At 50.0% G+C, this 11494-nt stretch carries 10 protein-coding genes; 6 read left to right on the top strand and 4 right to left on the bottom strand.

Annotated elements, in window-relative coordinates; genetic code table 11:
- Window positions 1–46: 46 nt before the first annotated feature.
- From E1H14_RS10390 to E1H14_RS10380, 3 genes are read right to left on the bottom strand one after another with little or no spacing between them, the layout of a single operon-like run.
- The gene (locus E1H14_RS10390) at window positions 47–1435 is read right to left on the bottom strand and encodes an MFS transporter (RefSeq protein WP_149391406.1); all 1389 of its coding nucleotides are present in this window, start codon (window positions 1433–1435) and stop codon (window positions 47–49) included.
- A 40-nt stretch (window positions 1436–1475) separates the two neighbouring features.
- Window positions 1476–2522 carry an AI-2E family transporter gene (locus E1H14_RS10385; protein ID WP_149391405.1) on the bottom strand — a complete coding sequence of 349 codons (1047 nt, stop codon included), beginning with the start codon at window positions 2520–2522 and terminating at the stop codon, window positions 1476–1478.
- 9 nt (window positions 2523–2531) lie between these two features.
- Window positions 2532–2753, bottom strand: a complete 222-nt coding sequence (locus E1H14_RS10380; protein WP_149391404.1) for a penicillin-binding protein — start codon at window positions 2751–2753, stop codon at window positions 2532–2534.
- A 205-nt stretch (window positions 2754–2958) separates the two neighbouring features.
- Here E1H14_RS10380 and E1H14_RS10375 point away from each other — a divergent pair, with 205 nt between their 5' ends.
- From E1H14_RS10375 to E1H14_RS10355, 5 genes are all read left to right on the top strand, one after another.
- A complete protein-coding gene (locus tag E1H14_RS10375) occupies window positions 2959–4140 on the top strand; it encodes a multidrug effflux MFS transporter (protein WP_149391403.1) in 1182 nt (393 codons plus the stop codon).
- Window positions 4141–4192: 52 nt separating this feature from the next.
- Window positions 4193–4606, top strand: a complete 414-nt coding sequence (locus E1H14_RS10370) for an NfeD family protein (RefSeq protein ID WP_149391402.1) — start codon at window positions 4193–4195, stop codon at window positions 4604–4606.
- A gap of 42 nt (window positions 4607–4648) precedes the next feature.
- On the top strand, window positions 4649–5605 hold the full coding sequence (locus tag E1H14_RS10365) for an SPFH domain-containing protein (protein WP_149391401.1): 957 nt from the start codon (window positions 4649–4651) through the stop codon (window positions 5603–5605).
- A gap of 239 nt (window positions 5606–5844) precedes the next feature.
- A complete protein-coding gene (locus tag E1H14_RS10360) occupies window positions 5845–6162 on the top strand; it encodes a high-potential iron-sulfur protein (RefSeq protein ID WP_149391400.1) in 318 nt (105 codons plus the stop codon).
- 147 nt (window positions 6163–6309) lie between these two features.
- Window positions 6310–7719, top strand: a complete 1410-nt coding sequence (locus E1H14_RS10355) for a diguanylate cyclase domain-containing protein (protein ID WP_149391399.1) — start codon at window positions 6310–6312, stop codon at window positions 7717–7719.
- A 72-nt stretch (window positions 7720–7791) separates the two neighbouring features.
- Here E1H14_RS10355 and E1H14_RS10350 read toward each other — a convergent pair whose 3' ends face one another.
- Window positions 7792–9864, bottom strand: a complete 2073-nt coding sequence (locus E1H14_RS10350) for a GGDEF domain-containing protein (RefSeq protein WP_149391398.1) — start codon at window positions 9862–9864, stop codon at window positions 7792–7794.
- A gap of 223 nt (window positions 9865–10087) precedes the next feature.
- Between E1H14_RS10350 and E1H14_RS10345 the strand changes: the two genes are divergently transcribed.
- Window positions 10088–11482 (top strand): sensor domain-containing diguanylate cyclase, encoded by a 1395-nt coding sequence (locus E1H14_RS10345; protein WP_149391397.1) that lies wholly within the window; start codon window positions 10088–10090, stop codon window positions 11480–11482.
- Window positions 11483–11494: the final 12 nt, after the last annotated feature.

The raw sequence follows: 11494 nt of genomic DNA, 5'->3' as shown, positions 1-11494 counted from the left end.
GCATTCAGTAAACTCTATGTCTTAACCGCCGCTCAACCCCAACACCTCAACCTCCATGCCATGGGCGGCGCTGACGCTGCTGATACAACTGCTTTAATCTGTACTGCCGCAGAGCTCGCTGAGCATAGAAGCGTCGTGGGCAATGATGCTTCGATACTTTGCGATGAGGCTTGTCATGCGCATACAAGGATTCATCCACGGGGGTGGCCTCATCCTGAGCGGCATGATAAAGCTCCTCAAGTGGAAACTGCACTGCCGGTTGTGGCACAAACTCCATCTTCTCGCGTTGCAAACCGGCAACACGCGATTGATACAGGGCATACAGCATCATGGCCAAAAGATTCAGGGCGATATACACAAACAACCCAGAAGGGCCGATTTTCGCCATCAAACTGGAGCTCAGCAAGGGGCCAAACACAGCACCACTGCCATAACCTACGAGCAAACCCGACGAGGTTTGCATCAACTGTTCAGGATCACTCCAATCATTTACGTGCGCTGCGGCCAAGGGGTAAATCACAAACGCCAAGGCTCCGTAGGCAAACACATTCAGCAGCAAACTGCTAAAGGGCCAAGCCAGCTCGGTTTGCACGATCAGCAACAGGCTAAAGATCAAGCCACCGGCACATACACCGGCTAAGACTTTACGTCGCTCTATCCGATCAGACAGGCGGCCCAAGGGTATTTGCAACACCAGACCGGAGAAAATCCCCACCATCATAAAGAAAGAGATCTGCTCAAGTGCCAAGCCTTGCCCCTGCGCAAAAATCGGCGCCATGGCAAAAAAAGCCGCATTCACCGAACCCGCACAGACAGCACCCCAAAAACCTGCCGGGGCCACCTGCAACAGAGGCCGGATACTAAACTGCGTCATCGGATTAGGGATGGGCGCTTCGGTTCGAGTCAGCATCAAAGGCAGCAGGGATAGGGAGAAGCACACGGAAGCAATGGCAAAGATCTCAAACTCGCTCGGCGCTGAAAAGAGTAAAAGCAGCTGCCCTAAACCCGATGCCAGATAGTTCACAACCATATACAGCGCGAGAATACTGCCACGCGTTTGATTATTAGAGCGTGCATTCAGCCAGCTTTCGGTAATGATAAACAGACCCGCCAGACCAAAGCCATCCATCAGGCGCAAGCCTCCCCACACCCAGGGATCGATCCATAAAACATGGATCAAAGGTGATAAGGACATAAACGAAGCAAATGCCGCAAAAGCACGGATATGACCGGCACGTGCGATCACGCGGGCGCTGTAACGCGCACCTAAAAACATTCCCAGGAAGTAGCTAGCCATCATCAGACCCACGGTCTGCACACTGAAACCTTCCAGATCGGCACGCAGGCTGGTTAGGGTGGTGAAGAGGGCGTTGGCAAGCACCAACAACCCATAACTTGAATAGAGAGCGAGTAAACTACGTGCCGCGAAAAACATGAATCTCCATGACTAAGGTTGCCTGTGATTCTCCCTGTTTCTAGGAGGCTTCCACAGATTTTGAAGATGCCGGCGCATCATTACCCAGCAGAATGGCAATCCAACGTGTGCTGTCATTCTGCTCTAAGGCAATCTTGACGATCATGGTTAGGGGTATCGACAAGAACATACCGACCGGACCGAATAACCAGCCCCAAAGAATTAAGGATAAAAATACCACCAAAGGCGACAGACCCAAGCCACGCCCCATAAAACGCGGCTCAACCAGATTTCCCATCACCACGTTGATGACGACATACCCCAAGGTGACCAACAACGCATCGCCCACCCCCAACTGCACCAAGGAAAGAAGGACGGCCGGAATAGCTGCTATGAGTGACCCAACGTTGGGGATAAAGTTCATCAACATCGCCACCAGCCCCCAAAGGACCGGGAAATCCACCCCTAAATAAGCCAACCAGAGTGTGACCAGCACCCCAGTAATCAAACTGATGGTGGTTTTAATCATCAGATATTGGTTGACCTGTTTCATAAACCCGCTGGCATCCCGTAAAGACTTATCGGCATTGGGCAGCGCGGCTTTTAATTTACCGGAAAAAGTCGCTTCCTCTAAAAGCAAAAAGATCACGATAAAGACCACCAAAAACAGATTGGTCAACAAGGAGCCGATGCTGGATAGGGTGGAACCAATTAAGCTCATCATCTGCGAGGGGTTGAGTTGATTCATCACCATATCGCGGCTAACCGGAATCTCCCAACGCTCCAAGTAAGGCAGCAGATCCGTGATCACACTTTGTAAGCGCATCTGGTAATGCGGCAGACGCAGCATAAACGCATCAATCGACTGACTGACCACCATCACCAATCCACCACCAAAGACAATCAGCACCGCCAGTACGATGACCACCGCGCCCACAGGGGGCACCCCTCTGGACGTGATCATGCGGATAAAAGGCGTGCTAATGATGGCAATAAATAGGGCCAGCAAAATCGGAATCACGATAGTTTCTGCGGCTTTTAAACCCGCCAAAATTACAATCATGGCCGCCAGTCCCAGCAGCCATTTCAATCCCTGAGCTTCCGACATAATCTTTTCTCAATAACAGGAATTAGGCGTTGAGTCAGGACGTATTTCGCCCATTACCTCATCCGGATCGATCTCCAATTGCAGAAGCGCCTCACGCACCTGCTGAATATCACTCTGAATACGCTCAAACTCATCACCGTATTCATAACGGGTCACATCCATCGGGTGAGGCATATAGGTAAAGGCGATTTTTAATGCCTGCAGAATATCTGGGGGAAGTGAAGAACTCATGTGATGACTCCGACTGTTAAAAGGCAGTGGTTAAGGAGACCTTGATTGGGGGTGGAAATGTGCACCCAGTGCTCTATTGAGCATTCATTTCAACAAACATTCAATATTCTAACAGACTCCCTCCCCAAACTCAGTTGAATGGAGTAAAGTAAAGCCAAATTTAAACCATTCAGTCTGAAAACCCTTCCTGCTCTAGGTTTTATCTATGAATCCCAGCACTGCTATTCCAGGCCTCATCTGGATGCTCGCGGCTTTAACCGCCTTAGCACCTCTGGCCATCGATGCCTATCTACCCGCCATTCCGAGTATGGCGCGTAGCTTAAATGTCTCGATCAGTGAGGTCGAATTGACTCTGAGCCTGTTTCTGGCGGGCTTCGGCTTAGGTCAGCTTTTTGGTGGCCCTCTGTCCGATCATTTTGGTCGACGCTTTGCGATCTTGAGTGGTCTAGCACTGTTCACGCTGGGCACCCTAGCGGTGCTCTTAAGCCCCAGCATCGAATTCATCTGGGCCGCACGATTTTTACAGGCGTTTGGCGGTGGGATCAGTGTTGTGAACTCTGCCGCCATCGTGCGGGATCTCTATCAAGGCCGGGAAAGTGCTCAAGCCCTCTCGCGTATTGCCGCGATTATGATGGCGGCGCCTCTGCTCGCGCCGGTGTTAGGCAGTGCCCTGCTCTGGATCAGTGGCTGGCAAGGGATTTTTATCACCCTATTTATTTATGCGCTGTTACTCGCTCTGACCCTTTGGCGCTTTCTGCCGGAAACACGTCGCGCCAGTCAGCAAAGCCGCCAATCGCCCTTACAACGCTATTTCTCCATTCTTAAGCATCGCCGCGCTATGGGCTTTGTTTGCAGTGTGGCCTTCAGCTACGCCGGTATGTTTGCCTTTATTACCGGCTCTGCGGGTGTTTATATGGAACACTTTGGTATCAGCCCTCAGCTTTTCCCTGTGTTATTTGGGGCCAATGTCGTCACCTTACTCCTCTGTAATCAGATCAACATCCGCCTCCTGCACCGTTATGCCCCCCGTCTGTTATTAGCCCGAGCCCAGTGGCTACAAGCAGCCCTAGCGAGCGTTTTGACGCTGGGACTTCTCGCGCTCGATCTTCCTCTACTGGGCGTATTACCTCTGATTATGCTGTTCATCGGTCTGCAGGGTTTTATCATGTCTAATGGAATGGCCGGCACAACCGAATTCTTCCCACACAGCGCCGCCAGCGCAACCGCTTTTGTCGGCGCCTTAGGTTTTAGCCTGGGCGCGCTCTCTGGCACACTGGTCGGCTTGCTCGGCGAAAGCAGCCCTCTGGCCATGGCCTGGGTGATGTTAGGCTGTGTTGGCTGTGGTTTGACCTTACGTCTTATTTTGCATGCTCGACAAGCAATCTAAGGATCACCGCGTTAGACTATAAAACCCGTTCTGGCCCGAAAAGGAATCAATAATGGAAGCCTGGCACGTCTGGCTCATTGCAGCCGTGATTTTAATGATTATGGAGTTGTTAAGCCTTGGATTTGTCGCCTTTGCCTTAGGCCTAGCGGCTCTCTTGACAGCTGCGGCCTCTTTTTGGGGATTAGCGGATTCCGCGCAATGGTCCGTCTTTGCCCTCAGTGCCGTAATTCTTGCGCCTCTACTGAAATACCTCTTCAGTCGTTATGCACCCTCACAAAGACGCAGTGCGCTGGCAGGCGAGCCACATAGCCTGGAAGGGGTCATTATTGAACAGACACCGGGCAAGCTGCGTATCCAGATCGAAGGTGATCTCTACCCTTTCCGCTCCCTGTCTGAGCAAACACTCGCCGTGGGCACTCGGGTAAAAGTACGTGAATTTGATGGCATCACCGCCATTCTCGATTAAGCTTAAACCTTGTTAACCCACTCACAGCAAGGAATCTATCTGATGGACGTCTGGTTAGTAATCGCGCTTATTCTCACCCTAATGGTGATCATTCTTCTAATTAAAGGCTTGATGATCGTGCAGCAATCCGAGGCCGTAGTGATCGAGCGCCTGGGCAGCTACCACCTCACACTCCAGCCGGGGATCAATTGGATTATCCCTTTTGTGGATCAACCTCGCTCTATCAAGATGCGCCGTTATCAGGTGATCAATAATGAACAGGTGGCCGTCGTAGTCGAAGAAACGCGTATTGACCGCCGCGAAACCGTTCTCGATTTTCCAGGCCAAGCCGTGATTACCGGAGATAACGTCAGTGTGACCGTCAATGGTGCACTCTACTTCCAAGTGATCGATCCTGAACGCGCCGTGTATCAGGCCGAAAATCTGGTACAAGCCATCGAGATACTGGCTAAAACTTCACTGCGTTCTGAAGTCGGTAAAATGGAACTCGACAAGCTGTTTGAATCTCGCCAAGAGATCAACGACAAACTGCAGATTGTCATGGATGAAGCGGGTAACAAATGGGGGGTGAAGGTCACACGTGTTGAGATCCAAGACATTACCATTCCGCGTGAAGTAGAAGATGCGATGCGTAAACAGATGGCCGCGGAGCGTGAGCGTCGTGCTCTCGTATTACAGGCCAGTGGTGAGCGTGAAGCCGCTATTGCGCGCGCTCAGGGTGAAAAAGAATCGAATATTCTGGTCGCAGAAGGTGAAAAAACAGCGGCGATCCTGCGTGCTGAAGGGGAGCGTGAAGCGATAAATCAAATCCTGGCCGCCGGTCAAAATCAGATCGATGCGCAACTGGTCATAGGTTATCTATTGGGTTTGGAGTACCTGAAAACACTTCCAGAGATTGCAAAAGAGGGAGATCGTGTATTTTTGCCCTTTGAATCCTCAAGCATTCTGGGTGCCGTCGGCAGTTTGCAGCAACTCATGAATCCTGCGAACAAAGCTTAGGCTTGATTCATCCGACATTCATTGAAGCTGGCCCAGAATGCAAAGATCGGGCGCTAGGCTAGCTTTTCATCCGCTTCTGGGGAACTCCTGTTTTTTTCGCCCGTCATAGAAAAGGTTTTGATCCGGATCATTGTCTCTTCTGTAAAAGAAGGTTCTAATGTACTGGATTTATTCATAGCCCTAAACTGATCGCAGAATCGGCACCGGGTTCACTTGTCAATGAGAGAAAGGATCGAGATATGGCTAACACTAGTCGTCGTAGTTTCCTGAAAAAAGGTATGTTTGGTTTGGCTGCTCTGCCTCTGGGCATGGGTGTTCTGACCACCAAGGCTTTCGCGGAAGGCCTGCCACCACTGAGCGAAGATGCGCCCAATGCTAAAGCGCTGAACTATGTCAAAGTGGCGGCCGATGCATCGAGCCACCCTGCATTCAAAGCAGATAGCTATTGCGATAACTGCATGTTCTTCCAGCCTGATACCAACGGCTGCACCCTGTTCCAGGGCTTCTCTGTAGAGCCAAAAGGCTGGTGTCAATCTTGGTTTAAACGTCCAGGTTAATTCCTGTTTGACTCAAGCATTCACGACGACCCCCGCCTTGCGGGGGTCGTTTTTTCGGATGAGAAAACCCTTACCCCTCTTTTCGCTGCAACGCAAAAGTCTATAATGCAAAGAAGCCCTATTTAATTTCGCGGAGCGCTCTCGCCGGTGGCTACCTTGTTGAAGTTGGCACGTTTTCGACATCTCAAGTTTTTACTGCCACCCCTTCTGGCAGTAGTGGTTGCCGCTGTGTTTTTTCTGGTCGCCAATCTCTATCAAAACAAAGTCGAAGAACAAGCACGCAGTATTGATATTGAGCGTTTGGCCGAAGTACGCGCCAAAATTGAAGGCAGCTTTAACGGTGCAGTGAATCTTACCGCCGGCCTCATCGCTCAGGTTAAGGTCACAGGGCGTATCGAGCAGGAGATTTTTGATGCGCTTGCCCGTTATCTGCTGCTGGAAAACAGCTTGATCCGAAATATCACCCTCGCTCCAGACAATGTCGTAGGTTTTGTTTACCCCCTAACCGGCAATGAAGCCGTCTTGGGCATGGATCTTCTCCATCATCCGCAACAGGGTGAAGCTACACGCGAAGTCATGGCCACACAACGCCCGGTACTCGCCGGCCCCTACAACTTGGTGCAGGGCGGCGTCGGTGTCATTCACCGTGTCCCAATTTATATTGAGGATAAAGCAACCGGGCAGCAGCACTACTGGGGGCTGATGAGTACTCCTATCGACTTCACCCGCCTACTCGAAGAAGCCGGTTTATTCAGCCCTGAGTTTGATTTAGAGATTGCTTTACGCCGTACAGCCGGCAGTTTGGATGATGCAGAAAGAGTGTTTTACGGTGAACCGACACTGTTTGAACACCCGGAACGCTTAAGCACTCAAATTGCAGTACTGGATAACACCTGGGAGATGGTAGCTGTGCCGCAGCAGATCATCAGCCAGGATTTGCGCCGAGTGATTTTACTACTACAGACCACAGGCTTATGCTTTGCTCTGCTGACCTTTTTTCTCACCTGGAAACTCATACGCTTAGGCGAATCTCTGCACGCCTCACAAGAGCGTTATAAAATGCTAGCCCGCCATGACAGCCTGACGGGACTGCCCAATCGCACCCTCTTTTATGATCGTTTTGCCCATGCCCTGGCGCGCGCGGAACGCCGCAACGAATCCATGGCTTTGCTGTACATGGATCTAGACGGCTTTAAACCGATTAATGATCAATATGGGCATCCGGTGGGTGATCAGGTTTTGCAAGAAGTCGCTCGACGCTTCAGCACGGCGATTCGCGGTGCCGATTCCGTGATTCGTATTGGTGGGGATGAATTTGTGGTCTTGATCGAAGAACCGCCGAATGAAGAAAGTATACAACGTGTTGCGGAAAAGCTGATCCAAGCCATGCAGGCCCCTTTCCAAACCGATGGCACCTATTCTGACTTGGGTGTCAGTATTGGCATCGCCATCTATCCTGAGAATGGCCTGACTCTGGATGAATTAATGAACGCCAGTGATTCTGCGATGTATGCGGCGAAAGCTCAGGGTAGTAACCAAATCCATTGGGCTTCTTAAAATTAAAGCCGCTAAATCCTTTAAAACAGAGCCGCTGTAAGCAAAGCCGCCCATATGGCGTAGACAAAGCTGTTAAGCTGAAAACTTCACCTGATTACGTCCCGACTCTTTTGCGGCATAGAGTGCCTGATCCGCACGCTCCATCAGAGTTAAAGCCGTATCCTGCATACGAAACTCACTGACACCGATGCTCACCGTTACACGCAGATCGGGCAAGGAGGAGGATACCGCCGTTTCCTCTAGGGTTTCACGCAAACGCTCGGCCACCAAACAGGCATCCTGTAATTCAGTGTTCGGCAGCAGCAAAACAAACTCCTCTCCTCCGTAGCGAAAAGCTAGATCCTGAATCCGCAAACTCTCTAGAATAATCCGTGCAAAGCCCACTAAAACCTCATCACCGATCAGATGCCCATAGGTATCATTCACCGATTTAAACTTATCCAGATCGAGTAAACACAAGCTGAAAACCTCTCCACTGCGTTGGGCACGGGCCAATTCCACTTGCAGCTGCTGTTGCAAGAAGCGTGGATTATTCACCCCCGTCAGCGGATCACGAATACTCAGCTCATGGTAATGGCGTGCAGATGCTTGAGCTTGCTGCAGATCGGTCACATCCAAAGCGATGGCCACTACTTCAACCGGCACCCCCAAAGGATCACGCACCAGACGTGCCTCATCTAACAGATGATGCCACTCGCCCTCAGCATCACGCAGGCGCAATTGGCTGGACGCTTGACCATTTTGAAAGAGTTGCTGATTACGTTGCGCGTAAAGATCACGATCTTCCGGGTGGAGAAGTGCTAACAAACCTTGCTGACAAAAGGCCTCTTCTGACCAACCCAAAAGGTGATCACTGCCTGCATTACAATAACTAAGACTTAAAGCCCCTTGCTCATAAGACTGTACATAAATCAATGCAGGCGTCGTTTCCAGCAGGGATGACATTCGCTTACCCACCTGCTCGGCTTCTTGGTGTACTTGAATTTCTTGCTGAATGTTTCTTAGACAACCGATACCTCGAATCCCTTGTGGAGATTGGAGCCAATTTAAAGTGAACGCATACTCGACTTGTTGCCCTCCGATCATCAGGCTCAAAGTAGTTTTCAGTGGTGCCTGCATCAATAGAGATTCTTGCCAGTGCAAGGCCAAACCCTCTCTTTGAGAAGGCACAATCCATTGCCACCAAGCATCCAACGATATACTTTTTGGATTTTCAATTTGAGATAAAGGATCATCAGAACAAGCTGTCACAGAAAACAGATGACGCTCGGGATAAAACTCACACCAGTTCAGCTCCAGTTGATCGCGCATCAATCGAGCAGCCCGCTCGCTTTCTTGCAAAGCCCGCTCATGGAGGCGCTGCTGCAGAGCAGCTAACCATAAATTCATTAAAGCTGTGCCACGCTCTTGCAGTGTTTGTTGCCACTCTTGTGTCGAAGGCCAAGACATCACCATATATAAGCTGGGCAAGGTAGGATGCTTCTGCTCAACCCAAAAACAGACATCACTCTGTCGCACACCTGCTTTTTGTCCACTAATCCGGAGAAATTCTTTTGGATCAAACCACTCTGGAGTCGGCAGTTCTCTTGCCACGCAGTGCAAAGTTTGTAACTTTTGGGTCAAATGATCTTGCATGAAAATAGCCGCTGCGGGTAATTGAAAACAACGGCAAATTTCCGCTAATAAACGCTCTGACTCTAGCTCCAATTGGTCCAGTTGAACGTAAAGTAAGCGTTCGAGCACTTCGTGACTCTGTGTTAACCAACGCAGCCTGGTTTCCTGCGCAGCCAGTTGTTTTCTTAGATCTGTTTGATCTAAAAGATTCAAACGTATATCCAAACCATTGAACTCTAACCAGCCACGGCAAGCTAAACGCCCGGCATCACGATGGCGTAAGTTGAGATCTATCAGTTGATGCGTCTGTTGAGACAAGGCATCAAGCAGTGTATGGCTCGGCAGTGCAAGAAATTGCGAGATAGGACAGGGAAGTTGCTTAGGCAGCCACAGCGGCAGATCCGGATCCACCTGATAATCGATAACACGTGCGCTCTGGTCTAAGTAAAGCACTATATTGCCAGGCTTATGTCGCGACTGCTCGCTCACGTACGAATTATCTTCATTGAAGAAGGTCGCCATATGCTGCATCACGTTTCCTTAAATATCCAGAAGTCAGGCCAATATTCCAACTCATTAAGGCGTATGTGGGCCATGTAATCAATCGTCACTTGTATATAGCTGTATCTGACTTGATCTTGAAAATCACTAGACAGTGACTTCAACTCTCAACTACCATAACAATATTCCGACTTTTCTTATTTTTCTATTTTTTCGATATAGGAAAGTCCGATGCAAGACATGGGAGGTGTCCATGCACAGTCATCTGGAGACAGAGCTGCTGTACGAAATTGCATTGGAAATAGGCAGTCATCCGAATCTTGAGCAGATGTTGCACAACACTCTGGCGAAGATGATTCGACTTCTGAATTGCAGCGGCGGTATGATCATGCAAGCGCGCTACCCTTTAAATGATGAGGCGGCACCAGCGGCACAGCTTCCTTTAGTCTGGCTGGATCCAATTAGCCTGCCACGCCATTTCAGCCAACGCTGTATCCGCGAAGGCCATTTGGATCTGAAGCGCTTGCCAAACAATCTAGAGCAGATGGCTTTTCTCAAGGAATGGCTACCCTTACAGCTTAACCTGCATGACGATACCTTTTATTTGTATCACCTGCCTAATTTTGGTTTGCTCTATTTACGCAAATCCAATGGCGTGTTTTCCGATCGCATCCAGCACTCTCTAACACAACTCTGTGAAAAACTGGCACTGGCGGCCCGTGCAAGCCTAGCCAATCGCGATCTACGCCTAGCCGCCGAGGTGTTTAACCAAACCGGTGAAGCCATCCTGATTACCGATGCCAACAAAATTATTCAGCGCAGTAATCATGCTTGTTATGAGATGACCGGCTACAGCTGTGGTGAACTCAGCGGCCAACCTCTGGAGCAGTTTTTTAGCCATTTATTCAGTGAGCACAAAGATATCTGGTCACACGTGGAGCAGAAGAGTGTTTGGCAAGGCGAGCTGATTCATCATCGTAAGAATGGTGAAGTCTTTCCGATCTGGGCCACCCTCAATCGTTCGCCTAAGCAGGGAGATCAGATACACCGTTATATTTTGATTTTTTCCGACATCAGTGACCTGAAGAAAACCCAGAAGAAAATTGAATACCTCGCAACCCACGATAGTTTGACCGGTTTAATCAATCGCAATCTGTTCAACGATCGTCTTCTTTTAGCACTGGCCAACGCCAAACGTGATGAACAGGCACTGGCCTTGATGTTTATCGATCTGGATAAATTCAAAGAGGTCAATGATCAGCTCGGCCACGATGCCGGGGATGCACTGCTGATCGAAGTGGCGCAGCGCTTACTCCGTTGTGTGCGTGAAGTGGACAGTGTCTCCCGCATGGGCGGGGATGAGTTCAATATTCTGCTCTATCCCTGTGATCTTCCCGCCGCGATTCAAATTGCTCAACGTATTCGCCTACAACTTGAACAACCTTTTCAACTTCAACAACGTGAAATTCGCATCAGTGGCAGCATCGGCCTGGCTTTTTATCCTGAGCATGCTGAGGACGCAAAAACTCTGATGAAGGTCGCAGATATGGCGATGTACCAAGCCAAGCGCCAAGGGCGCAACCAGATCTGCCACGCCTCCTCTTTGTTTGCTTCCCCACCCTCTTCCGATGATGAATGGACGCACTAAGGTCAAACAGGA

Origin of the sequence: Nitrincola tapanii (assembly GCF_008368715.1) — a bacterium.
GTDB lineage: Bacteria > Pseudomonadota > Gammaproteobacteria > Pseudomonadales > Balneatricaceae > Nitrincola > Nitrincola tapanii.
Note: the sequence above shows the minus strand (reverse complement) of the source record. Positions and strands in the feature narration are given on the sequence as shown.

Excerpts from the sequence above, each read along its gene's own strand:
- E1H14_RS10390 (WP_149391406.1), bottom strand. The coding sequence starts at position 1,435 with ATGTTTTTCGCGGCACGTAGTTTACTCGCTCTCTATTCAAGTTATGGG.
- E1H14_RS10370 (WP_149391402.1), top strand. The coding sequence starts at position 4,193 with ATGGAAGCCTGGCACGTCTGGCTCATTGCAGCCGTGATTTTAATGATT.
- E1H14_RS10385 (WP_149391405.1), bottom strand. The coding sequence starts at position 2,522 with ATGTCGGAAGCTCAGGGATTGAAATGGCTGCTGGGACTGGCGGCCATG.
- E1H14_RS10360 (WP_149391400.1), top strand. The coding sequence starts at position 5,845 with ATGGCTAACACTAGTCGTCGTAGTTTCCTGAAAAAAGGTATGTTTGGT.
- E1H14_RS10345 (WP_149391397.1), top strand. The coding sequence starts at position 10,088 with ATGCACAGTCATCTGGAGACAGAGCTGCTGTACGAAATTGCATTGGAA.
- E1H14_RS10375 (WP_149391403.1), top strand. The coding sequence starts at position 2,959 with ATGAATCCCAGCACTGCTATTCCAGGCCTCATCTGGATGCTCGCGGCT.
- E1H14_RS10380 (WP_149391404.1), bottom strand. The coding sequence starts at position 2,753 with ATGAGTTCTTCACTTCCCCCAGATATTCTGCAGGCATTAAAAATCGCC.
- E1H14_RS10350 (WP_149391398.1), bottom strand. The coding sequence starts at position 9,864 with ATGCAGCATATGGCGACCTTCTTCAATGAAGATAATTCGTACGTGAGC.
- E1H14_RS10365 (WP_149391401.1), top strand. The coding sequence starts at position 4,649 with ATGGACGTCTGGTTAGTAATCGCGCTTATTCTCACCCTAATGGTGATC.